19 protein-coding genes are annotated in these 24410 nt (G+C 64.2%); 5 read left to right on the top strand and 14 right to left on the bottom strand.

All coding sequences use genetic code 11. The annotated features are described in order from the left end of the window. Nucleotides 1–21: 21 nt before the first annotated feature. The 4 genes from ACIPHM_RS09800 to hpnD all read right to left on the bottom strand — a co-directional run bounded on the left by ACIPHM_RS09800 (nucleotide 22) and on the right by hpnD (nucleotide 5085). A complete protein-coding gene (locus ACIPHM_RS09800; RefSeq protein ID WP_400327316.1) occupies nucleotides 22–717 on the bottom strand; it encodes a phosphorylase in 696 nt (231 codons plus the stop codon). 131 nt (nucleotides 718–848) lie between these two features. Further along, nucleotides 849–2813 (bottom strand): squalene--hopene cyclase, encoded by a 1965-nt coding sequence (gene shc, locus ACIPHM_RS09795; protein ID WP_400327500.1) that lies wholly within the window; start codon nucleotides 2811–2813, stop codon nucleotides 849–851. A 170-nt stretch (nucleotides 2814–2983) separates the two neighbouring features. Next, nucleotides 2984–4237 (bottom strand): hydroxysqualene dehydroxylase HpnE, encoded by a 1254-nt coding sequence (hpnE, locus tag ACIPHM_RS09790; protein ID WP_400327314.1) that lies wholly within the window; start codon nucleotides 4235–4237, stop codon nucleotides 2984–2986. Then, complete coding sequence (gene hpnD, locus ACIPHM_RS09785) at nucleotides 4237–5085, bottom strand: presqualene diphosphate synthase HpnD (RefSeq protein ID WP_400327313.1); 849 nt, start codon at nucleotides 5083–5085, stop codon at nucleotides 4237–4239. The genes hpnE and hpnD overlap by 1 nt, the downstream gene beginning before the upstream one ends. A gap of 215 nt (nucleotides 5086–5300) precedes the next feature. Here hpnD and hpnC point away from each other — a divergent pair, with 215 nt between their 5' ends. The 3 genes from hpnC (at nucleotide 5301) to ACIPHM_RS09770 (ending at nucleotide 8694) form a co-directional block, all read left to right on the top strand. After that, the gene (gene hpnC, locus ACIPHM_RS09780) at nucleotides 5301–6155 is read left to right on the top strand and encodes a squalene synthase HpnC (protein WP_400327311.1); all 855 of its coding nucleotides are present in this window, start codon (nucleotides 5301–5303) and stop codon (nucleotides 6153–6155) included. 286 nt (nucleotides 6156–6441) lie between these two features. After that, nucleotides 6442–7392, top strand: a complete 951-nt coding sequence (locus tag ACIPHM_RS09775) for a DMT family transporter (protein ID WP_400327310.1) — start codon at nucleotides 6442–6444, stop codon at nucleotides 7390–7392. Between the two features lie 135 nt (nucleotides 7393–7527). Then, nucleotides 7528–8694, top strand: coding sequence for an NAD(P)H-dependent flavin oxidoreductase (locus ACIPHM_RS09770; protein ID WP_400327309.1), 1167 nt, complete (start codon nucleotides 7528–7530; stop codon nucleotides 8692–8694). Between the two features lie 112 nt (nucleotides 8695–8806). Here ACIPHM_RS09770 and ACIPHM_RS09765 read toward each other — a convergent pair whose 3' ends face one another. The 7 genes from ACIPHM_RS09765 to cyoA all read right to left on the bottom strand — a co-directional run bounded on the left by ACIPHM_RS09765 (nucleotide 8807) and on the right by cyoA (nucleotide 16255). Continuing rightward, entirely contained in the window at nucleotides 8807–10327 is a 1521-nt protein-coding gene (locus ACIPHM_RS09765; protein ID WP_400327308.1) for a hypothetical protein, read from the bottom strand. A gap of 201 nt (nucleotides 10328–10528) precedes the next feature. Then, nucleotides 10529–11149, bottom strand: a complete 621-nt coding sequence (locus ACIPHM_RS09760; RefSeq protein ID WP_400327306.1) for a hypothetical protein — start codon at nucleotides 11147–11149, stop codon at nucleotides 10529–10531. Between the two features lie 171 nt (nucleotides 11150–11320). Continuing rightward, nucleotides 11321–12259, bottom strand: coding sequence for a LysR family transcriptional regulator (locus tag ACIPHM_RS09755; RefSeq protein ID WP_400327304.1), 939 nt, complete (start codon nucleotides 12257–12259; stop codon nucleotides 11321–11323). 2 nt (nucleotides 12260–12261) lie between these two features. Beyond that, on the bottom strand, nucleotides 12262–12633 hold the full coding sequence (gene cyoD, locus ACIPHM_RS09750) for a cytochrome o ubiquinol oxidase subunit IV (RefSeq protein WP_400327302.1): 372 nt from the start codon (nucleotides 12631–12633) through the stop codon (nucleotides 12262–12264). Further along, nucleotides 12630–13265, bottom strand: coding sequence for a cytochrome o ubiquinol oxidase subunit III (gene cyoC, locus ACIPHM_RS09745; protein ID WP_400327301.1), 636 nt, complete (start codon nucleotides 13263–13265; stop codon nucleotides 12630–12632). Before cyoC ends, cyoD begins: the two co-directional genes overlap by 4 nt. Then, entirely contained in the window at nucleotides 13265–15271 is a 2007-nt protein-coding gene (gene cyoB, locus ACIPHM_RS09740; RefSeq protein ID WP_400327300.1) for a cytochrome o ubiquinol oxidase subunit I, read from the bottom strand. Before cyoB ends, cyoC begins: the two co-directional genes overlap by 1 nt. 3 nt (nucleotides 15272–15274) lie before the next feature. Next, entirely contained in the window at nucleotides 15275–16255 is a 981-nt protein-coding gene (cyoA, locus tag ACIPHM_RS09735) for a ubiquinol oxidase subunit II (protein WP_400327499.1), read from the bottom strand. 1186 nt (nucleotides 16256–17441) lie between these two features. Between cyoA and ACIPHM_RS09730 the strand changes: the two genes are divergently transcribed. After that, entirely contained in the window at nucleotides 17442–18044 is a 603-nt protein-coding gene (locus ACIPHM_RS09730; protein ID WP_400327298.1) for a response regulator, read from the top strand. A 28-nt stretch (nucleotides 18045–18072) separates the two neighbouring features. Further along, nucleotides 18073–19662 (top strand): ATP-binding protein, encoded by a 1590-nt coding sequence (locus ACIPHM_RS09725; protein WP_400327296.1) that lies wholly within the window; start codon nucleotides 18073–18075, stop codon nucleotides 19660–19662. Here the strand turns inward: ACIPHM_RS09725 and ACIPHM_RS09720 are convergent. The 3 genes from ACIPHM_RS09720 to macA all read right to left on the bottom strand — a co-directional run bounded on the left by ACIPHM_RS09720 (nucleotide 19646) and on the right by macA (nucleotide 24396). Then, nucleotides 19646–21082: an efflux transporter outer membrane subunit gene (locus tag ACIPHM_RS09720; RefSeq protein ID WP_400327294.1), complete on the bottom strand. Its 1437-nt coding sequence runs from the start codon at nucleotides 21080–21082 to the stop codon at nucleotides 19646–19648. The two genes, ACIPHM_RS09725 and ACIPHM_RS09720, sit on opposite strands and share 17 nt — an antisense overlap. Nucleotides 21083–21102: 20 nt before the next feature. Further along, nucleotides 21103–23118 (bottom strand): MacB family efflux pump subunit, encoded by a 2016-nt coding sequence (locus ACIPHM_RS09715; protein ID WP_400327497.1) that lies wholly within the window; start codon nucleotides 23116–23118, stop codon nucleotides 21103–21105. Nucleotides 23119–23205: 87 nt separating this feature from the next. Beyond that, nucleotides 23206–24396, bottom strand: a complete 1191-nt coding sequence (macA, locus tag ACIPHM_RS09710; RefSeq protein ID WP_400327292.1) for a macrolide transporter subunit MacA — start codon at nucleotides 24394–24396, stop codon at nucleotides 23206–23208. Between the last annotated feature and the right edge of the window lie 14 nt (nucleotides 24397–24410).

Raw genomic sequence — 24410 nt, 5'->3', positions numbered from 1 at the left:
AGAACGACGCGCAGGAGAGGCTCAGATGCCGACGACCGCCGCGCCAAACCCATCACCGAGTTTGAGGGCGACGATCTGACGCCCGTGACGCATGGCCTGTTTGGCGCGACCGGCGTCGTGCCCGACGCGTAGCAGCGCCGGCAACTGAAGCGGATTGGCAGCGAGCGAGCGCAGCACCCCGAGGATGTCGGTCGAACCGTCGCTGCGCATGCCGGCGAGCGCCGCCGCCGGCAGAGAACGTTCAGCGGGGTCGATCACCACGCGCGCCACGACGAACGGCAGGCCGTGCGCCTGCGCCACGCGCGCCACGATATGCGACTCCATATCGGCCGCCGCCGCCCCACTCTCGCGGAACAACGCGGCCTTGTCGCCGGCCGTCACCACGGGTGCCGTCACCCCTGCCACGTCGGCCCGCAAGGCCGACGGCATGGCCCGTCGCAATGCATCGCCCCACGCCATCGACGAGACGTACTCGTGCGCGTTCGCGGGTATATCGATCACCTTGTGCGCGATGACCCACTGCCCGGGCTTCACGCCGGGAATCAGGCCGCCCGCCGTGCCGAAACTGACCAGACCGCGCGCGCCCTCGCGAGCGATGACCGTCTCCAGGTCACCGGCAAGCGTGGTGTTCTGCGCACACACCACACGCACCCCGTCGCCACGTGCGATGCGGGCTTCAAATGGCATGCCGGTCACAACGACGATGGGTGAGCTCATGCGCTTCCTTCAGCAGGATCAATAGGGATCAGAGGATCAAGGGAACAGTGAAACGAATCGCCCCGGTAGTCGACGCGAAAATCGTCAACGCCGGGGCGACGGATGCAGCACGCAGACGGCGCGCTACGATATTACATGCCGCAAGGCACCGGGCAGTCGTTGCGCACCGTCAGATTGCGGTAGCGTGCGAGTGCCCACAGCGGGAAGAACTTGCGATAGCCGTGATAGCGCAGATAGAACACGCGCGGGAAGCCCGTCGCCGTGTAGAGCGCTTCGTCCCACAACCCTTCTTCGTTCTGCGTATTGAGCAGGTAGTCGACGCCACGCTTGACCGCCGGATCGTTGGCCTTGCCCGCCGCCATCAGGCCGAGCAGCGCCCATGCCGTCTGCGACGACGTGCTCGGCGCCGCCTCGTACCCCTTGTACTCGAGCTTGTAGCTGTCGCCGTCCTCGCCCCAGCCGCCGTCGGCGTTCTGGATCGAGATGAGCCACTGCGCAGCGCGTGCCATCGCCGGATGCTCCGGCAGGACGCCCGCCCCGGCCAGACCGCACATGGCCGACCAGGTGCCGTACACGAAATTCATGCCCCAGCGGCCGTACCAGCTGCCATCGGCTTCCTGATCGTCGAGGATGTACTTCAACGCCAGATCGGCCGAGGCTTTACGCTCCGGCGATTGCGGCAGTTGCGCGAGCATCGACAGGCAGCGTGCGGAGACGTCCACCGTCGGCGGATCGAGCAGCGCGCCGTGATCCGAGAACGGAATGTTGTTCAGATACAGATGAGTGTTCTCGGGCTCGAATGCGCCCCAGCCGCCGTTGCTGCTCTGCATGCCGATGACCCATTCAGTGCCGCGATCGATCGCATGACGCATCGGGCGCGTGCTGGCGTCGACCTTGTCGTTCTTGAACGTGCCGGCGAGCTTCTCGTAGCGATCCATCGCCATCGCGACGACAGCCGTGTCGTCCACGTCCGGATAATGCGGGTTCGCGAACTGGAAGGCCCAGCCCCCCGGACGCACATTCGGACGACGCGAAATCCAGTCGCCCCGCACGTCGAGAATCTGCAACGGGATGAGCCATTCCAGCCCCTTGCCCGCCAGTTCGATGGCGCGCTTGTCGCCCGTCTCGAGCAACGCGTGGGCGGACAGCGCGGTATCCCACACCGGCGACAGACACGGCTGCACGTATGTTTCGTGATCGGCCGGCGTGACCAGCTTCTCGACGGACTTGCGCGCAATGGCGCGGCTCGGGTGATCTTCGGGATAGCCGAGCACGTCGTACATCATGACCGAGTTGGCCATCGCCGGATAAATCGCGCCGAGACCGTCTTCTCCGTTCAGGCGCTCCTCGACGAACTCGACGGCACGCTCGATCGACTTCTCGCGCAGCGTCTTCGGGAAGAACGGATCGAGCACGCGCAGCACATGATCGACGCCCGAGAAGAACGTGAACCAGAACCGGCTCTGATGCGGAGCGCGCTTGGGCGGACCGACGTCCTTGGGGCTGCCGATGAACAATTCGTCGATGCCCACGCCCTTCGGATTGCGTGCACGCGGACGCTTGGCCTGCAACACCAGCAGCGGCACGATCACCGTGCGCGCCCAGTACGACACCTTCGAGAGATGGAACGGGAACCACTGCGGCAGCAGCATGATCTCGACGGGCATCATCGGTACGGCACGCCACGAGAGCACGCCGTACAGCGCCAGCAGAATGCGCGTGAAGACGTTCGAATTCTGCGCACCGCCGCGCGAGAGGATGGCTTCGCGGGCGCGCACCATGTGCGGTGCGTCGATGGGCTCGCCGATCATCTTCAGCGCGAAGTACGCCTTCACGCTCGCGCTCATGTCGAACTTGCCGTTATGGAACAGCGGCCAGCCGCCGTGCTCGCCCTGAATGCGACGCAGATACGCGGCGACCTTCGCTTCGAGCTCGGCGTCGACCTTCTCTCCCAGATGGTGGCGAAGCAGCACGTACTCGGCCGGAATCGTCGCATCGGCCTCAAGCTCGAAGAGCCAGTGACCGTCTTCCTGTTGCAGGTCGAGCAGCGCCGTGATCGAACGGTCGATGCCGGTTTCCAGCGTCTGCGTGGCCATTGCCGTGCTCACCTTCTGAGCGAGTTCGGTATGCAGTTTAAGATCCACGGCCGTGGCAGTGGCCGTGCGTCGCGCTTCCTTTTCGGAAGCATCGCGTATCGTATCCATGGCGTTCTTGCCTACTCAAAGGCGATAGAGCGGCGCGGGGTACGCGCCGGTTAAACATTCACTCAGGCCGGGTGAAGGACGTCGGCGGCCCGGTTACCACTGCGCAGCGCGCCTTCGATGGTCGCGGGCAGCCCGGTGGCGGTCCAGTCCCCGGCAAGCACGAGGTTGCGCCAGCGTGTCTTCACACCGGGGCGACGCTTGTCCTGAGCGGGCGTGGCGGCAAACGTGGCGCGCTTCTCGCGCACCAACTGCCACACCGGCATCGGTGTGGACGGCATCCGGCAGGCCTTCGCCACCTCTTCCCAAATGCGTTGCGCGAGCGATTCCCGCGACTCATCGAGCAAATGATCGGCGCCGCTGATCGTGACCGACAGCCGGCCGTCGAACGCGAAGATCCAGTCGCTCACGCCGTTGACCACACCGATCATCGGCGGGCAGCCCGGCGGGGGCGGCACCTGGTAATGCGCGTTGACGATGGCGCGGTATTCGTCGGGCGTCGTCAGACCCGGCACCAGCGACGCCGCCACGTTCGGCGGCACCGCGAGCACGACGGCATCGCCCGCCGCCAGCGCTTCGGGGCCGTCGCCGAAATCGATCGATTCGACGCGGCGGCCGTCTGCGGCGAAGTGCATCGCCCGCACCCGGTGCTGCATCATCACGCGTGCGCCCTTCGCCTCCAGATACGCCAGCGCGGGCGTGACGAACGACACGTCCAGCCCCTCGCTCGCGATCAGCGGATGACAAGCCTTGCCGCCCGGCACCAACGTCTCGCGAATGACGGCGCCGGCCATCTGCGCCGAGCCTTCTGCCGGATCGGCATTGAGCACCGCGAGGAACAGCGGATGAATCAACCGCTTGTAAAGCGCTGGCGGGCAATGCATGGCGTCGGTCATCGTGGCGTCCGGTCCCGCGCGCAGCAGCGGCGCGAGCGACAGGTAATCCGACCACTTCGTGCCGGGCACCCGGGCGGTCTTGTCGAAGATCCACCAGGGCAGCCGCCCTTCCGACAGTCGCACCGTCCAGCGCTCGTCGCTGTCGAGATCGACAAATGCGAACTCGGCGCGGCCCGGACCGGTGAGCGTGTGTTCCGAGCCGATCGTGCGCGTGAACTCGCGCATCGTCGTATTACCCGAGAGCACCAGATGATTGCCGTTGTCGATCACGGCGTTCAACTGCCGGTCGAAATACGAACGGCAGCGTCCGCCCGCCTGCGGTGCGGCCTCGTGCAGCACGACGGACACACCGCGCGTGGCGAGCCTTACCGCGGCGGCCAGCCCTGCAAGGCCGGCGCCGATGACGTGAACCGTGCCCGCCATCAGAAGGCCATCTGCCGCAGCAGCATCAGAATGAGACGCCAGCGCGGCACGCGCACACGCTCGCGAGGCACGGCAAAGCCGCGCGCAATGAGTTTGTCGAGAATCGCGCCATAAGCGCGGGCCATGACGGCCGGGGCGATGACCACGCGCCGCGGATGACGCGCCATGATCGCGCGCGCCCGAGCGTAATGCTCACGCGCCTGTGCCACGAGCGGCGCACACGCGCGCTCGAGGTTGGCGGCGACGACCGTCTCGGGTGTGGCGTTCACGACGCCGGCGTCCGCCAGCGTTTCGCGCGGCAGATAGACGCGCCTGATACCGGCGTCTTCGTCGATATCGCGCAGAATGTTCGTCAACTGGAGGGCGCGGCCGAGGTGATAGGACAGGTCGATGCCGTCCTGCTCGGGCATACCGAACACCTTGACCGACAGCCGGCCCACGGCGCTCGCCACGCGATCGCAATACAGATCGAGCGTCGGCAGGTCCGGGGCGACGATAGGGCCACAGGCGTCCATTTCCATGCCATCGATGACGGCGAGGAAGTCGTCGTGCTTCAGGCCGAATTGCTTGACGACACGCGCGAGGTTCGCGAGCGAGGGCACAGGACGACCGTCATACAAGTCGGCCAGATCGCGCCGCCACACGGCCAGACGCGCCATACGGTTTGCCGACGTGTCGTCGCCATCGTCGGCGATATCGTCCACGGCGCGGCAAAAGGCGTAGATCTCGAACATGCCTTCACGCTGCGCGGGCGGCAGAATACGCATCGCAGTGTAAAAACTGCTGCCCGACGCCACGCGTGCGCTGCTCTGCTCAGGCGAAATTTCGATCGGTTCGGCGACGCTCACGAGGCTCCTCGTCGTACAGGGGAACGGGGTGACACTGCAAAAAAGCTCAGGGAATTCGTACAAAGGAGGAAGTATACCGGGGATTGGCGCGACTTTCCCGCCAGGATGCGGGGCGATGACATAGAATCTCGGGGCACTTGACGCCGCCCCGGCTCGTCCCGGTCATTGCCTCACGGGATCCGGGCGACATTGCCCTTATTTGCCTCACCCGCCTGATGACTTCCGACGCCAAGATCGAGCACTACGAGAACTTCCCGGTCGCCAGCGTCCTGCTGCCGCGCGAGATGCGCGCGCCGGTAGGCGTGATCTACAACTTTGCCCGCACGGCCGACGACATTGCCGACGAAGGCGACGCCACCAATGCCGAGCGCCACGCCGGTCTGGCCGCCTATCAGGCCGAGCTCGACAAGATTGCCGCCGGGCAGCCGACCTCGCCCGACAAGCCGCTGTTCGCCGCGCTCGCCCGCGTGATCGCCGAACACCAACTCGCGGTGCAGCCATTCTCCGACCTGCTCTCCGCTTTCGATCAGGACATCGAGACCAAGCGTTACGGGACGTTTGCCGAACTGCGCGACTACACGCGCCGCTCCGCCGACCCCGTCGGACGCATCATGCTCGGCCTGTTCAAGCTCGACACGCCCGAGAACATCGCCTGCTCGGACGATATCTGTTCCGCGCTGCAACTGATCAACTTCTGGCAGGACGTGGAAGTCGACTGGCGCAAGGCGCGCGTGTATTTGCCGCAAGACGATATGGCGCGCTTCGGCGTGACCGATGCCGACATCGGTGCGCAGACGTTCGACGACCGCTGGCGCGCGCTCATGCGCTTCGAAGTCGACTTCGCACGCCAGATGATGCTGCGCGGTGCGCCGCTCGCCAACCGCGTGCCGGGCCGCTTCGGTCTGGAGCTTTGCTGCGTGGTGCACGGCGGCTTGCGCATCCTCGACATGATCGAGGCCGTCGATTACGACGTCTTCCGCCACCGTCCGCAACTGGGAAAGAGCGACGGCATTCGCGTCTTCCTGCGCGGCCTCGGCATGAAGCTGAGCGGCACGCCGCCGAAGCGCTGAGCGGACGGCCCTGCCGCCCCTGCCGACCCTGCCGACCCTGCCTTAGCCGCACAGCCCACATCTCGCCCTGCCGCCGTCGCCGTCACCGTCGCCGTGCAGGGCCATACCTCCTCTATGTCCTCCGTGGTGCCATTCGCCGCTCACGGGCCATGGCACCAACGTTTACCTCCTTTCTGGCGCTTCTCGGCGAGCCACGACTGCCCTAACGTGATGGGATAGTCCGGTCCGCTTTCCAGAACGCTGGCGCAGACCGTCCCCCTTGCATCCCTTGACGGAATCCGGCCGCGTGAACCTGCCTGCCAGTCTGCAACACCTCGCTTCGCATCGTTCTCCCCTGCGCTCGCACGCCGGGGTGCTCTTTGCCATCGTCATCGTGGCGTGGGGGGTGAACTGGCCGGTGAGCAAGGCGCTGCTCGCGCATGTCTCGCCGTGGTGGAGCGCCGCGCTGCGTTCGGCCATCGGCATGACGACGCTGTTCGTCATCTGCGCGCTGACCCGGCGTCTCGTGTTGCCGCGCCGGGGCGACCTGCCCGTCATCCTGAGCGTCGGCCTGCTGCACATGACCGTGTTCTCGCTGCTCGTGGCGCTCAGCCTGCAATACGTCAGCGCGGGACGCTCCGCCGTGCTCGCCTACACCACGCCGCTCTGGGTGATGCCCGCCGCGCGTCTGTGGCTGGGCGAGGCGCTCACGCCGCGCCGTCTGCTCGGGCTCGCCTGCGGCCTGCTCGGCGTGGCGGTGATGTTCAACCCGCTCGCTTTCGACTGGCATGACCGCAACGCGATCTTCGGCAATGCCCTTGTGCTGCTGTCGGCCTTCGTCTGGGCGCTCGCCATCGTCCATATGCGCGCTCACCGCTGGGTCAATGGCCCGTTCGAACTCAGCCCGTGGCAACTGCTGCTCGCCAGCGTGCTGTTGTGCACGCTCGCGCTCGCGGTCGACGGCCCTCCACGCGTGACCGGCTGGGCCGGATTTTCGGGTTTGCTGACATACGGCGGCGTGGTGGGTGGCGGCATCGCGTACTGGCTGGCGGGCGTCGTCACACGTCAATTACCGGCGGGCGTGACCTCGCTCGGCCTGCTCGGCGTGCCCGTGGTAGGCACGCTTGCGTCGGCGCTCATTCTGCGCGAGTCGCTCGGGCTGGATGTCTGGATCGCGCTGGCGCTGATCGTGGGCGGCATTGCACTGGGCACGGCAGCGCGTCCTGCGACGCCATGCCGCACCGACAGCCCCGCCTGAGCGCGAGCGCGCTTGACCCATCGCAAAAACCGTTCGCAAGCGCAGTGCCAGACTGCCGGGACTGCCTGGCGCACACACACGGCAAACACGCGATACGCACGTGCGCGCAGGCACTCTTCGACGAACGGAACTGACATGAACGAGCAATGGTTGACGCTGGCCGGACGCCGGCTGGTGCCGGTGGTGCAAGGCGGCATGGGAATCGGCATCTCCGCGCACCGGCTGGCGGGCACGGTGGCGAAGCACAACGGCATGGGCACGATTGCGAGCATCGATCTGCGCCACCATCACCCCGACCTGCTCGCCCAGGTCGAAGGCACACGTGACAAGGCCGCCATCGAGGCCGTGAACCTGATCGCGCTCGACCGCGAGATCCGCGCGGCCAAGGCGATTGCCGGCGGCAACGGGCTCGTGGCGGTCAACGTCATGAAGGCCGTGAGTGCGCACGCGTCGCTCGTACGTCAAGCGTGCGAGAGCGGCGCGCAAGCGATCGTCATGGGGGCCGGGCTCCCGCTCGACCTGCCAGAACTCGCGGCCTCGCATCCGAACGTCGCGCTGATCCCGATTCTCTCGGACTCGCGCGGCGTGAGCCTGGTGCTGCGCAAGTGGATGAAGAAGGGCCGACTGCCCGACGCCATCGTCATCGAACATCCGGCCCATGCGGGCGGTCATCTCGGGGCGTCGCGCATCGAGGAGCTGGGCGACGCGCGCTTTTCCTTCGAACGCGTGCTCACCGAATGCCGCGAAATTTACGCGTCGCTGGGCATCGAATGGACGCAAGTGCCACTGATCGTGGCCGGCGGCATTCATCGTCACGAACACGTCAGGTATTGGCTCGAAAAAGGCGCGGCAGGTGTGCAACTGGGCACAGCATTCGCCGTCACCGAAGAATCGGATGCGCACCCCGCATTCAAGGAAGTGCTCACGAGCGCACGCCCCGAAGACATCGTCGAATTCACCAGCGTGGCAGGGTTGCCCGCGCGCGCGGTGCTCACGCCGTGGCTCAGGAAATATCTCTCGCGCGAGAGTGCGTTGCAGGCGAAGGCGAAAGTGCGTCAGTGTCTGGAAGGCTTCGATTGTCTCCAGGCATGCGGCTTGCGCGACGGTGTGGCGCGCATCGGGCAGTTCTGCATCGACCTCAAGCTCGCGCAGGCTGTGCGTGGCGACGTCGCCCGCGGGCTCTTCTTCCGTGGACGCGACCCGCTGCCGTTCGGCGAGCGCATTCGCCCCGTGGCGGATCTGATGCGTTACCTGCTCACCGGGGAGCGGCCGGCGGACATGACGTCGGGCACCGCCGCTTGAGTCACCCCGTGGTCGAGCTTAACGCACTCGGCGCGCTTGTCGCGACACGCGCCACACGGGCCGCCACCTAAAACGTCCCGTGTGGCGGCATGAAGTGCACCGCGCTGCTCCGCTATCTCCCGATCACTTGTTCGTCGACCCGAAAGACAAACGACGCATTGTCATTGACGTTCACGGGCCACGTTAAGTGGATGATCGGCACGTACTTCCCCGTTTTCGAAAAGAAGTTCTGCTGGTCGTACTGCGCATTTACAAGCCCCGCGCCGACGTAGAAAAAGGCTTCGAGCGGCAGCTTGCCGGGAATGCCCGGATCCCAGGGTTTGATAATCAGTTCATCGGTCACGTCGTGCAGAAATTCGGGAATCATGGAGACGGATAGCAGCATCTGATAAAAGATGGGGGCGCTATTGACGTAATTCTCCGCCAGGGAGAAACCGCACTCGTTGTATGCGTGCTTGCTGGACCATCCGCCGCTGTATTCCCCCACTTGTTTGAAGTTTGAATACCACTGTTGGGCTGTCGTAATGCCTAACGTCTGACAAGGCCCGCTCGTTGCCGGGTAACTGGGCTGTGCGCCGCAACCTCCGGGCGGTGCGCGGCTCGACGTGCCGGCGTCATAGGGGAACGCGCACAGGATTTCCGGTTGCTCCATACCCGCGGATGCCCGGAAGTACGGCGTGAAGATGAAACCATTCGAGTACCGCGGCGCGTAAAAACCATAGGCCTTGGCGTCCGCACGCATATAGGCGAACGAAACGCCCCCGCGCGTGATAGACGACGGACTCGGATCCCACGCGTCGTACTGCGTGGATGGCTCGGTCGCGCGAAACAGAACGCCGGAACACAGGAACGCCGGGAAGTTCGGGCCGCCGCAATTCTCGCGTGTGTCCTTGTAGCGATTTTTGAGATCCTCAGCGAGGCTCGCGCCCCAATCCAGTTGCTCCTTGGCGTCGAATCCGAACGACGTGGCTGCGCCAGCACCGAACCAAGCCCGCAGGACTGGCACCATCTCCCCCGTGGCGACGTAGTACTGCCGCTGATAATGCAGCGCCTGCGCGAGTTGACCGGGTAGCGAGGCATCGTAGAAGATCGCCTGTACCGCGAGCAACGCCGGATGATTCACGTCCCAAAGGCTCACACCGACGGCGTTCGGATCTGTCGGATGAGGGACGCACGGCGGCAGTGCCGGGCCAATGGGGGCGTCGCCGCAGCGAAGCTCGTAGGGTTGCCCGGCGCCGACAGCGCTCGGTCGATCGGCCAGAATGAATCCAACCGAATTCGACAAGGTCGACGGCGGCACATCCTTGCGTGCGTATATCAACGTGGCATATCCGTTCGCCACTTCCGTATCGCTCACCTGCCAGAAGTTCCCCGCACTGCCGCCGTCCGGCAGGGTTCGCAGCAGGAGCCCCGAGCAATCGTAGACGGGGCTGTTCACGAAACAACGGGATGTCGCGTTGTTGTATCGCTGATTGACCAGATAGGCGACGGCTGTGCCGTCCAGGCGCGGGGCGACGGCTTGCTCGACAGCAACTGCGCCCGTATCCCCTTGAAACGCCAGTGCCGAGACGGTAAGCCCGCATTGCAGCAAGCTCACCCAGCAGATCAGCGCCAAGATCCGAATGATCTTCATTGGCTTCCCCTCATGTGGGTTCGGCCAGATTACCTAACGCCTCACCGGGCACCAACTGTCAACATTGACAGGCGACGTGGCGATACAAAACACGGATCGCCTCGCCACCGCGTGCTCAAAGCGGGATGGCGTGAGGGCGCAGTGCTGACGTTCGATGGCAGGGCATGCGGCAGTACCTTCGCGGGTCCGGTCCCGAGCACTTTACTGCGACGACGGCGCACTCGCCGGCGAGGCCGGGACCTGCGCATCCGGCGCAGCTCCCGCATGACTGTCTTTCGCGGCTTCGGCACGCGCTGCAATGCGTCGGTCGAAGAACCCGGCAAGTGCTGGATCGTTCACGGTGAGATCGAACTGACGATCGTCGACGGCGTTGAAATAGCCGTCGCAAAGCTCCGCTTTGGCAGCCTCGGTCGGCTGGTCGTCGATGCTGCGCGAATACACGACAAACTGTCGCTCCACGAGCATCGGAAACTGGTTGTTCAGGAGATCGTCGAAGCGCTCGCGCGCCTCGGCATCGGTGTAGACAGCGCGCAGCTCGGCGCGCACGCGCTGACCTTCTGCAAGATAGTCGCGATGACGCGTCTGCCACGCGCGCAGAGCGGCGTTGCCATGAGCCTTGGTCGCCTCGCCATACAGCCCGCACTTCTGCACGAGCCGCTCCAGCACCTGCCCCACGCCCTCGGGCGACGCAATGGCTGCCCCCATCAACTCCGCTTCGTTCTTGTATTGCGGTGGCTGCGCCAGTGCGGCAGCCGTCCACACAACCGCCGTGCTCACGGAAATGCAGGCGAACAGGCGTCGCAGTGCTTTGCCTCGTAGCATGATTGCCGGAAAAGGGATGGCGGGCTCAAACGGCCGCGCTCTGGGAGATATCGCATCGGCCCCGACGTCGATGGGTGCATCTTAGCCGAAGTGACCGCGCGACGCCCCACGTCTGCCCCACCACCGCTGGCTGCGGTGGCGTGCCAACCTCATGTCGATCTCATGTCGATCTCAGGCCGACGTCACGACCGGACAGGCCTCGGGCCCGAGCTTCGCGACCATGTAGCGCACAAAGTCCTCTAGCTTCGACGACACGTAGCGTCCGGCGAGATGCACGAGATGCATCGGTTCGCTCAGTTGCGCCTCGGCTTCGAGCACGCGCACGAGACGCCCCGCATCCACCTCCGGCGCCAGCAGATACTCGGGAAGCAGCGCAATGCCCATGCCATGCACCGCCGCCTGAAGCTGCGCGAGCGGATTGTTGGCGATGAGACGCGCGTCGCGCACCGTCCCGGTATTCGCTGCGGCATCGGTAAACGCCCAGCGCCCGAGCACGTCGTCATAACGAAAGCCCAGGCAGTCGTGTCCGGCGAGATCCGATGGGTGTCCCGGGATACCGCGTCGCGCGAGATAGCCGGGTGACGCGCACGCCACGCGCGTGACCCCGCGCAGCGTGTGTGCGACAAGCCCCGGCTCCGGATTCCCGCCCGCCTGAAACGCGGCGTGAATCCCCTCCTCCTCCAGATCGACGGCGCGGTCCTTGAGAGCGAGATCCAGCGCCACGTCCGGATGCGTCTGCAAATACTCGGCAAAAATCGGCATGAGCAGATGCGAGCCGACGGTGGTCGGCGCGCTCACGCGAATCTGGCCGACGGGCCGCACGAGCGCCGAGGACATCGACGACCCCGCAGGCCCGACGTCCCCCAGCGCATCGGCGTTCTCGATGCGCGCGAGCACTTCCGCACACTCGATGAAGTAGCGCTCGCCCAGTTCGGTCGGCACCTGACGCCGCCCGCTGCGACGCAGCAGCGGCTGCCCGAGCCGGCCTTCGAGCGCCTGCACGTGACGCGTTGCCGTGACCGCAGACATGCCGCAGGCCGCCGCACCGCCCGACAGGCTCCCGGCACGCACGACCTGCACGAACACCTCCATGCATTTGAGGCGGTCCATGGTCAGTCGCGCAGCTTCGCCCGTTCAATGGACATGTGCGTGGGCATCATGTTGTTGTTGGCGTTATGCATCACCCACAACGAACCCGCGACGATGATCGCGATCAACCCGGCCGTACACAGGAAGATGGCCGAGTTCTGGCGCTGGCTGCGCTTCGCACCGATGTGCAGGAAGTACACGAGTTGCACGACCAGTTGCGCCACGCACAGCACGACGATGGTCGCCAGGCCCCATGCGGCGGGCACCAGCTTGAGCATGACCGCGCCGAACGACGCGAACGTGAGCACCAGCGACAGGAAGAACCCGATGACGTAATCGCGCAGATGACTCTGCGAGGCGTAGGCGCCGTGGTCGTGGACTTGAGCGCTCGTCATACGAACTCCCGCAGATAGACGAAGGTGAAGACACAGATCCAGACGAGATCCAGAAAGTGCCAGAACAGGCTCAGACATTGCAGACGGCGACGCACCACCGGGTCGAAGCCGAAGCGGCCGATCTGGTGAATCATCACCACGAGCCACAGCAAGCCGCACGTGACGTGCAGACCGTGCGTGCCCACCAGCGTGAAGAACGCCGACAGGAACGCGCTGCGGCCCGGGCCTGCGCCCTCGTGCAGCAGTGCCGAGAACTCATAGATTTCCATGGAGACGAACGCCGCGCCGAGCGCAAACGTCACCCACAGCCAGCGCTGGACGATGGCCTCGTTGCCCGGACGCATGGACAGCGACGCCAGCCCGAACGTGAAGCTCGAGAGCAGCAGCAGCATGGTCTCGCCGAGCACGAACGGCAGCTCGAACAGCTCGCGGCCGGTCGGCCCGCCGGCCGTGTTCGCCGCGAGCACGCCGAACGTGGCGAACAGCACACAGAAGATGAGACAGTCGCTCATCAGGTAGATCCAGAAGCCGAGCGTCGTGGTGGCGCCGGCGTCGTGATGCCCGTGAGCGTGGGCGTCGGCCGGTGCCGCAGCACCGTGGCCGTGATTGGGATGAAGGGATGCCGAGGACATCAGGCGGCCTTTTGCAGGGATTGACGCGCAGGAAGCGCTGCACGCAGGTCGGCAAAGCGGGCGTTTTCGATACGCTCCACTTCCGCCGCCGGCACGTAGTAATCGACGTCGCGGTCGTAGGTGCGCCACAGGAACGTGGCAATAGTCGCGATCAGGCTCGCACCGGCCAGCCACCAGATGTGCCAGATGAGTGCGAAACACATGACGAAGCTGAACGCCGAGACGATGAAGCCGGTGCCGGTGTTGCGCGGCATGTGGATGTCTTCGTACTGCTTCGGCTCGACGTAGGCGAGACCCCGCTCCTTATCGTCCCAGTGCTGTTCGAGCGAGTCGATGTGCGGCACGTGCGCGAAGTTGTAGAACGGCGCGGGCGAGGACGTCGCCCATTCCAGGCTGCGCGCATCCCACGGATCGCCCGTCAGGTCGCGATTGGCGTTACGGTCGCGAATACTCACGAAGAGCTGCACGCCGAAGGCCAGAATGCCCAGACCGATCAGCGCGGCACCGACCATCGCCACGACCAGATACGGCTGCCAGTCGGGCTGCACGTAGTGGTTCATACGGCGCGTCATGCCCTTGAAGCCGAGCACATACAGCGGCATGAAGGCGAGGTAGAAGCCGATCAGCCAGCAGGCGAAGGAAATCTTGCCCCAGCGCTCGTTGAGCGTGAAGCCGAACACTTTCGGGAACCAGAAGGTGATGCCTGCGAGACAGCCGAACACCACGCCGCCGATGATGACGTTGTGGAAGTGCGCCACGAGGAACAGCGAGTTGTGCAGCACGAAGTCGGCGCCCGGCACGGCGAGCAGCACGCCGGTCATGCCGCCGATGGCGAACGTGACCATGAAACCGATGGTCCAGAGCGTAGCCGAGTGATAACGGATACGGCCCTGATACATCGTGAACAGCCAGTTGAACAGCTTCACGCCGGTCGGAATCGAGATGATCGTCGTCATGATGCCGAAGAAGGCGTTGACGTTGGCCCCGGAACCCATGGTGAAGAAGTGGTGCAGCCACACGAAGAACGACAGGATACCGATCGACGAGGTCGCGTAGACCATCGACTTGTAGCCGAACAGCGGCTTGCGCGAGAAGGCGGCGATGATTTCCGAGAACGCACCGAACGCCGGCAGGATCAGGATGTACACCTCGGGGTGGCCCCAGATCCAGATCAGGTTCACGTACATCATGGCGTTGCCGCCGAGCTCGTTCGTGAAGAAGTGCATGCCGAGGTAGCGGTCGGCGGTGAGCAGCGCGAGCGTGGCGGTGAGCACCGGGAACACGGCAACGATCAGGATGTTGGTGATCAGCGCGGTCCACGTGAACACGGGCATCTTCATAAGGTTCATCCCCGGCGCACGCATGCGCAGGATGGTGACGATGAAGTTGATGCCGGTGAGCGTGGTGCCCAGCCCGGATATCTGCAATGACCAGATGTAGTAGTCGACCCCCACGGTTGGGCTGTATCCAAGCTCGGAGAGCGGCGGATAGGCGACCCAGCCGGTGGCGGCGAAGTCGCCGACGAACATGGACATCATGACCAGCACGGCGCCCATGGCGGAGAGCCAGAACGAGAGCGAGTTGACGAACGGGAAGGCGACGTCGCGCGCGCCGATCTGCAGCGGCACGATGACGTTCATGAGCCCCAGCACGAGCGGCGTGGCCACGAAGAAGATCATGATGACGCCGTGCGCCGTGAAGATCTGGTCGTAGTGGTGCGGAGGCAGGTAGCCGGCTTCACCGCCGGCGGCGATGGCTTGCTGGGTGCGCATCATGATGGCGTCGGCAAAGCCGCGCAGCATCATGATGAGGGCGAGCACGATGTACATGACACCGATGCGCTTGTGGTCCACGGAGGTGATCCACTCTTTCCAGAGGTAGCCCCACTTCCGGTAGTAGGTGATGGCGCCGAGCAGCGCCGCGCCCCCCATGAGCACGACGGCGAGCGTGCCCATGATGATGGGTTCGTGCCATGGAATGGCGTCGAGATCGAGTTTTCCGAACATGACTTACTCCGTAAGCGCGCGCTGGGCAACGGGTTGTGCACCGGCTTCGCGCTCGGGACGCTGCGCGAGCAACGCGCGGCTGTCCAGTTGGCCGTCCACGCGGCAATTGGCGGCGGCAATGATGTCGTCGATGGCGCTGTTGCCGGAGACGCGCATGCCTTGGGCGCTGCCGTCCATGGGCCCCATGTATTTGCCGACGATGGCGTCGAACAGGCCAGGCATGACGTTGGCGTAGATGCCCACAGGCGCACCGGTTCCCGGCTGTTCGAGCTTGACGTAGGTAGGCGCGTCGAGGGTGTCGGGCACGGCCTGCGCTTCTTTGACCCATTTGTCGAAGTCGCCTTGCGAGGTGACGTGGGCCTTGAAGTGCATGTCGGAGAAGCCCGCGCCGCTGTAGGCGGAGGACATACCGGCGTAGGTGCCGGTGTGGTTCGCGATCAGGTGGAGCTTGGTCTCCATGCCTGCCATGGCGTAGACCATGCTGCCGAGCTGCGGAATGAAGAAGGCGTTCATCAACGATTCGGCCGTGATCTTGAATTCAACGGGCGTATCGACGGGCACCACGAGTTTGTTGACGGTGGCGACGTGGTAGTCGGGGTAGATGAAGAGCCATTTCCAGTTAAGCGCGACGACTTCGACGCGCACGGGCGGCTTGTCGGTGGCAATGGGCTCGATGGGACGATAGGGATCGAGTTTGTGTGTGGTCTCCCAGATCATGACGGCGAGCGCGACGACGATGATGACGGGAATGGTCCACACAACGACTTCGATTTTGGTGGAGTGTGACCACTTGGGGGAGTAGGTGGCGGCGGTGTTGGTCTCGCGGTAGCGCCAGAAGAACACGAGCGTGAGCACGATGACGGGGACGACGACGAGCAGCATGACGCCCAGAGCGATCAGGATGAGGTGCTTTTCCTGTTCCCCGACGCTGCCTTTGGGGTCTAGCAGCTCGAGCGTGCAACCGCTCATGGGCACCATCGCCATAGCCGCAGCAACGCGTGCGCACCCCGTGCGCCAATGCGCGCGGGGTGTGGTGTCTTCCCTGCCACTGCGGGTGGGCGAGACGTTATGCATGGACATCTTTATCCTCTATGTATGGATACACAATTTGCGTGACGAATGCTACGCATACGCATATTCCATACATCGCGACATAATGACGCAGGGGTGAACTGTGTCTTGTCAGCCTTTGTCGTTTTTTCTGCGGTTTTCTCCGGTTCTATGTTCCATACAGGAAAACCACGAGTTTGCACCCATTCAGTACTTACATAGGCTTTGGCCTTTCCCTCGCCCCAAACCGCTCCTCCCTCTCGCCCCTCAGTCCTTCCCCCCCTCAGTGGCACCGGCCCCGGGAGCCCCTTCCGCCTCTCAGACATAAACCCAACTCGCTGCAGAAGGGGCCCCCGGGACCGGCCTGTTATGTCCGATTCCCCCCCCCGCTTTGCTCACTGTGATTTATGCGGGGACTCATACCACCCCTCTCTTAACACCTTGTCCCGCAAGGGATTTGCGGGGGATTCGCTCCCGTTCTTACCCTCGCTTTTTTCTCTACTTGTATTTATCTCAGTTTCGCCGCTCCGGGGCGATGACGATACTTCACTCAACGGCTAACGCAACACAGCAACCCAGCGACCGCCGCCAAACGAACCACCCACCAACTCAAGGAGAAACACCATGCCCGCACTCATCACCTACGGCTTCGCCTCGATCCTCGGCCTAATCGGCACCATCGCCCCGATCTTCGGCTAATCCCCCCCCGTTCCGAACGGAGAACACGACCATGAACCTCCTCCTCAACCTCGTCGACAACCTGCTCTACAACGACACCTGCGTCGAAACCGGCTTGCAATGCGCCATCACAGTCGGCCACGTCTTCGGCTACTGAGCTACCAAACTACCGATAACTGACAGGAGTCCATCATGGTCCGCGCCCTTCTTATGCTCGCCTCGGAAATGTATGACAAGCTCGGCCACCTGCTGCCGTTCCAACTCTGAATCGCCGCCTGCGTCATCAAGAGGATCGCCGTGCGCGGTCCTTTTTCTTTATGTGGTGCGGCGAAGTCGTCGTGCCCGCGTCGCCTGATCGGCGGCCAGCCACGGAGGGAAATTTCGTCGCTGGGGGTTTTTTTAGTAGGATTTCGACATTCCATAAAAAACCGGGGCCAGCGGGATGTCATCTCCCACTAAAGTTTTCTGTATTGAGGACGATCTCGATTCTGCGGATCTGCTTCGCGAGGATCTGACAGATCGGGGTTATGTCGTGAAGGTGGCGCATGATTTTTCGGCCGCGCTGGCGACCCTGGCCGCTTTCATGCCGGACATCATTGTCTGCGACGTGAATGTGCCAGGCATGACGGGTTTCGAGTTTCTGGAAAGCGCCCGCAGCATTATTCAGGGCGAGCGCAAGATTCCTTTTATTTTCCTCACGGGCAACGCCGACAAGGAATCGATCATGCGCGGGCACAGTACCGGTGCCGACGAGTACATGCTCAAGCCGGTGGATTTCGATGTGCTCGATACGGTGATCCGCAAGTACACGGAACACGAGGAAGCCCCGGACAACACGCCGCTGCCATTCGGTCTCTCGAAGCGTGAGGTGGAAGTGTTGCAATGGTCGGCGAAGGGCAAGACGTCGGCCGAGATTGCGATCATTCTGGATCTGGGCAAACGCACGGTCGATTTTCATATCGATAACGCCCGCGAGAAGCTGAACGTCGCCACGCGCACGGAAGCCGTGGTTCGCGCCGCCCTGCTCAATATTATTCAGCTCTGAGCGCGCCCTCGCGCCAGGCCCCTCCCGCATGTCGAAAGCATCTTCTCTCCCCGCCAGGCAGCTCCCGATCCGCGGGCGCATGTATCTCCTGCTCGCCCTGTGTCTCGTCGCGATGGTCGCGGTGGGCATCGCGGTGCATTACGAGGTCGATACGTCTCAGCAACGGGCGATCGCCGCGGAGCGCACGCAGATCGAGAATCTGAGCGTCCTCGAGGAACTGAACGATTACATTTCGGATTTCCGGACGGTGGAATCGGAAGCCCTCACGCCAATGTCACCGAAGGCGCTCGCGGATATTCGCGCCGCCGCCTCGGAATTCGACGACAAGATGAAAGCCGCGTCGGAGCGCTATCAAAAGGTGCTGGTGCACGACGAGTTCCGGCTGGCGTTTTCGAAGTTTCAGTCGCAGTGGGCTCAGTACCGCCGCGCGTCGAATCAGGTATTTCAACTCGCCCAGAACGGCAAGCTGAATGACGCCGCGAAGCTCTACCGAGGCGAGTCGAACAATAAGTACACGCAAGCGAACAGCACGTTCGGCGCGCTGGTGTTTCGCAGCACGGAGTCGCTGATCAAGGAGGTGGAGGCGAAGAACACGGCCGCCCGCAAGCATCTGCTGCAGATCGACGCCCTGATCGCCGCGATGATCGTGGTCACGCTCCTATGCCTGATTTACGTGGATACGGCGATTCTGAAGCCGCTCACGCGCCTGATCCGCATCGCCGGCAACGCGGCGTCGGGCAAGGACAAGCTGCGCCTGCCGTGGCTGTCCCGCGGCGACGAAATCGGCACGCTCTCCCGCACACTCTCGAAGATTCAGGAGAGTACGGCGTCACTGGTCCGCAATCAGAAGCTCGCGACGGCGAAGAACACGATTCTGCAACGCGCGCTGGCGAATGAGGAACGCCTCAATCATTTCCAGAAGACGTTCCGCTCGATGGCCACGCACGAGTTCCGTACGCTGCTCAATGTGATCGACGGCCACGCACAACGTCTGCTCAGTCCACGCAACGAGGAAGCCGATTCGAGCCCGCGTTATACGAAGATTCGCGAAGCCGTCGCCAAGCTGAACCATCTGATCCAGAACTGGCTGGACGCCGCACAAAGCGCCTCGCTCGACGATCCGAAGTTCGGCAAGCGCGCGGAGTTGTCGCTCGTCGCGCTGCTCGACGATGTGCGCGGCGTCGGCTCGGACATGTTCCCGAATGCGACGATTACGGTGCAAGCGGCGCAGGATCTGGACAGCCGCATGATCGGCGACACGAATGTGCTGTTCCACGCGTTCATCAATCTGGTGAGCAACGCCACGAAGTACACGATGGCGCAGCCGGTCATCGAGATGAGCGTGTCGGACGCAGGCGAGGCGTTTCAGGTGGTCTTGCGCGACAACGGCACGGGCATCCCGGAGGAGGAGCTCAAGGAGATCTTCCAGATGTCGTTCCGCTCACGCAGCAACGCCGTGCTGGAAGACGGCTCCGGCGTAGGCCTCGCCGTGGTGTACGCCGCCATCGAATTCCACAAGGGAACGATCGACGTCGCAAGCCAGGTCGGTGTGGGCACGACGTTTACGATCACGCTGCCGAAAGCGCCCGTCGTGGAAGCGGCTACGCCGGCGGATTGACGTCCGACGCGTTGCCCGCCCCGCCAAGCGCTTTGTAAAGCGCCATGCGGTTGTTCAGACGGTTCAGCCGCACCTGCGCGTCGGCCGTCTGGGCGTCCCGCAGCAAGCGCAACTGCTCCAGCCACGGTTGCACGCCGATGGCGCCCGCCTGATAGCGCGAACGCAACAGCGTTTCCGCACGCTGCGCCTGCGCGAGCGACAGCGCCCGCTGTTCGCCCTCTTTGGTCAGTTGCTCCCGCGCAGACAAGGCGTTCTCGACTTCGCTCAGCGCGGTGAAGAGGCTCTGACGGAATTTCACGACAGCTTCTTCGTACTCGGATTGCGAGACCCCGATCTGCAACTGCATGGTGTTCCATTGGATGAATGGCAACGCCAGCCCCAGTCCCAACGAGCCGATGGGGTTCTGCAATACGCGCTCCAGCGTCGAGCTGCTCGTGCCGAGTTGACCGGTCAGGGTGAACGTCGGGTAGAAGCTGGTGCGCGTCGCGTCGACGTTGGCCAGCGCCTTGCGCAGTCGCAATTCGGACGCGCGTAAATCCGGTCGGCGGCCCAGCAGTTCCGCGGGCAATCCGGCCGGCACGACAGGCAGCGCCTGCGTGGGCAGCATCGACGGCTCGGCAGCTGTCTGCTCCGGCGGACGGTCGAACAGGATCGCCAGGGCGTTGCGGTTTTCGGTGCGCTGCTGCACCCGTTGGGTCAGCGCCGCACGCTGATCGGACAGGTTCTGCTCCGCCTGTGCGACGTCCAGCCCGGAAACGGCGCCCGCCGCGTAACGCGAACGCACTAGCGCCAGAATGCGCTCGCCATACGCGATGTTGCTTTCGGTGTTGGCGATCTGCTGATTCAGGAAGCCGATGGTCCAGTAAAGCTGTGCGGTCGTGCCGATCAGCGACAGACGCGCCGCCTCGCGGTCGGCATCGGTCGCCTCGTACTCCCAGCGCGCGGCATCGCGTTGCGCCGCGAGCCTGCCCCACAAATCCAGTTCGTAAGACGCCGTCGCCGACAAGGTGCTGGAGCGCGACACCACATGCGTGTCGAGCGTGCGCTGCACACCCCCGTTGCCCTTGACCTCGACCTTCGGCGTGAGGTTCGTATCGGCCAATCCGGCTTGCAACTGCGCGCGATAAACACGAATGCCCGCCGCCGCCAGATCGTTGTTGACAGCCAGCGCATCGGCGATCAACCGGTCGAGCACCGGATCGCCAAAGGCGCGCCAAAAATCGGGGGCAATCGCCGCCGCGGTGGCTGCGGGTGCTGCGGTCGCCTCCGGCGCGCCAGTCCATTGGGCTGGCACCGGCACTGTCGGCAGCGGATGGTTGCGCACGCCGGCGCAGCCCGTCAGCAAAGCGGCCGCGCTCGCGAGGGCGAGCGCCGTGCGGCGCAAGGAGAAAACGCGAAAACTGCGAGTCGGAGGATTCATTCTGGTCATCTGGCAATACCTCAATCGCGTGCAAGCGCTTCGACCGGGTCCAGCCGCGCCGCATTGCGCGCAGGCATGAAACCGAACACCACGCCGATGAGTGTCGAACACAGGAATGCCGTGACGACGGAACCCATCGAAAACACCATCTTCCATTTCTCGACGAACAGCGAGAACAGGAAACTCGCCCCGAAGGACAGCGCAATCCCGATCGCCCCGCCCATCAGACACACCATTACCGCTTCCACCAGGAACTGCTGCATGATGTCGCTCTGCCGCGCCCCGACCGCCATGCGAATGCCGATTTCCCGCGTGCGCTCGGTGACCGACACGATCATGATGTTCATCACGCCGATGCCCCCAACGACGAGCGAAATCACGGCAATCAGCGAGAGCAGCAGCGTCAGCGACTGGCTCGTCTTCTCGACCGTCTTCACCACGCTGTCCATGTTGTAGGTGAAGAAGTCCTTGCGGCCGTGACGCTGGGTCATGAGTGTCTCGAGGCTCTTTTCGGCGGCCTTGCTCGGCTGGCCGTCACGCACCCGCACGGTAATGCTGTCGACGTTGCGCTGACCGAACAAACGGCCCGCCGCCGTGGTGTAGGGCACCCAGATGTTCAGGCTCTTGGTGTCGCCGAAAGCGCTCTTCTTTTCGGCCGTCACACCGATTACCACGCACGGCAGATTGCCCACGAAGATCACTTCGCCCAGCGGGTTCGGATTCGTATTGAACAGCTTGCGACGTGTGTTCTGGTCGATGACGGCGACCTGCGCCTGACGCCGCACCTCGTCCGCCCCGAAGGCGATGCCCTGCGCGATCTTCAACCCACGCACCTGGAAGAAGTGCTCGCCCACGCCCGTGACCATCGCGCTCGCATCGACATTGCGATAGCGCAGCAGCAGGCTGCGCGCCGTCTCCGGCGTCGCGCTGTCGACATAGATCTGCTCGGAGAGCGCCTGCACGTCCTCAGGCACGAGCGTCTGGATGGCCGTTGCGCGATTGTCGCCCCAGTCTTTGCCCGGGTAGATGTTGATCGTGTTGGTGCCGATGCTGCCGATCTCGGCCAGCATGTAACGCTTCGCCCCTTCACCGATGGCCACGATGGAGACGACGGACGTAATACCGATGATGATCCCGAGCATCGTCAGGAACGTGCGCAGACGGTGCGAAATCAGCGCAACCCACGCCATGCGAAACGCCTCGGCGAAGCGGCCGAAGCTCCCCGCCCAGCGGCGCGGCGGCAACGCGCCGCCATGGCTGGCGTTCACCGACGCAGGATCGACGGCCGACGCGGCGGCGGCTTCCGCCACTTCCTCGGGGGTCTCGTCGGGCGGCGCAGCATCCGGCGCCACGTCCACCGACGCGTTCTCGCGATCGGCCACGATCTCCCCATCGCGAATCTCGATGATGCGGCGGGCGTGCGCGGCCACTTTCTCGTCGTGGGTCACGATGATGACCGTGTGACCGAGCGCGTTGAGCTCCTTCAGAATCCGAATGACTTCCTTGCCGCTGCGCGTGTCGAGCGCCCCGGTCGGCTCGTCGGCCAGAATCACTTCGCCGCCGTTCATCAGCGCACGCGCGATACTCACGCGCTGCTGCTGACCACCCGACAGCTGGCTCGGCCGGTGCTCGGTGCGATCCGCCAGCCCGAGGCGTTCGAGCAGCATGACCGAGCGCGCACGACGCGCCGCCTGCGGTGCACCGGTGTAGACGGACGGCATTTCGACGTTCGACGCGGCGTCGAGGTGCGGCAATAAGTGGTAGCGCTGGAAGATGAAGCCGAAGTGCTCACGGCGCAGTTGGGCCAGCGCATCGGCGTCGAGATCGCGGGTCTCGCGTCCGGCCACACGGTAGCTGCCCTCGCTCGGGTGATCGAGACAGCCGAGAATGTTCATCAGCGTCGACTTGCCCGACCCCGACGCACCCATGATCGCCACGATCTCGCCTTCTTCGATGGTGAGATGCACGTCGCGCAGCACGACAACATCGCGATCCCCCGCAGGAAAGCGCCGGGTAATGCCCGTGAGCTCCAGCATCGGGTGGGGGCTCACCCCCGGCGTGCCGGACGTGACCTGAGACGTCTCGGTGGATTGAGTCATGACGCTCGACATCCTCGACTCCCTCTATTGTCCTGCGTTGGCCGACGCATCGGACGCCGGGGCGGCATCGCCCGACTCACCGATCACGACCCGTTCGTCGGCCGCAAGCCCCTCACGCACCTCGACCCGCACGTTGTTGTTCAGGCCGGTGACGATCTGACGCGTCACCGCCTTGCCGTCATTGCCCAGCACGCGCACTTCGTAGCGATCGGCCGCGATCTTCTTGCCAAGCGCCGCGACCGGCACGCTCAGCGCCTGCCTGGCAGTGCCAAGCAGCACGTTTACCTGAGCGGTCATCGAGATGCGCAGACGATGGTCGGCGTTCGGCACGTCGAACAGCGCGTTGTAGAACACGGCGGTGTTATTGCGTGTGGACGCGCCGCCAAGCGAGCTCTGCGTATCCAGGAAGTTCTGCGGCGCGGGCTCGATGGCGCGCAGTTTGCCGTAGTAGCGCTTGTCGGGATCGCCCAGGATCGTGAAGTAGGCCGTCTGACCGGCGGAGATGCGAATCACATCTGCCTCCGAGACCTGCGCCTTCACGGTGATGGTGTCCAGATCCGCCAGCTTCAGAATCACCGGCGCCTGCTGCTGCGCGATCACGGTCTGGCCTTCCTGCGTGACGATGGCCACCACTTCGCCGTCGATCGGCGCGACGATACGCGTGTAACCGACGTTGGCTCTCGCGGACTCGATGGCGACGCCGGCCTTGCGAATCTGGGCGTCGAGGCCCGCGAGCGTGGCGCGCTGTGTGTCGAGCGCGGCCTGCGCAGACTCGAAGTCCTGACGCGAAGTCGCATCGTCGGGCAGCATCTGACGCTGACGCGCGAACGCCAGTTCGGCCTGCTTCAACTGTGCCGCCGTGGAGCGTTTTTGCGCCTGGAGATTCTGTTCGTCGGCCTCGGCCTGACGCAGGCTGTTCTGCGCCAGCACCGGATCGATCTGCGCGAGCCACTGCCCCTTCGTCACCTTGTCGCCGAGCTTGACCTTGAGCGACTTCAACTGCCCGCTGACCTGCGCACCGACGTCGACCTGCTGGAACGCTTGAAGCGTACCTGTGGCGAGCACGGTATTTTCGAGATCACTGCGCTCGACCCTGGCGCTGAGGTACTGCGGCGGCTTGGGCGCTGCGAGCCCGAGCCAACCGAGCACCACGAGAACAACGACCACGGCAAGGCTGGTGACCAGATAGGGCCGGCGGCGAATGAACTGGATCATGGAACGAAGTAGGC

Origin of the sequence: Pandoraea sp. NPDC087047 (assembly GCF_044745225.1) — a bacterium.
GTDB lineage: Bacteria > Pseudomonadota > Gammaproteobacteria > Burkholderiales > Burkholderiaceae > Pandoraea.
Note: the sequence above shows the minus strand (reverse complement) of the source record. Positions and strands in the feature narration are given on the sequence as shown.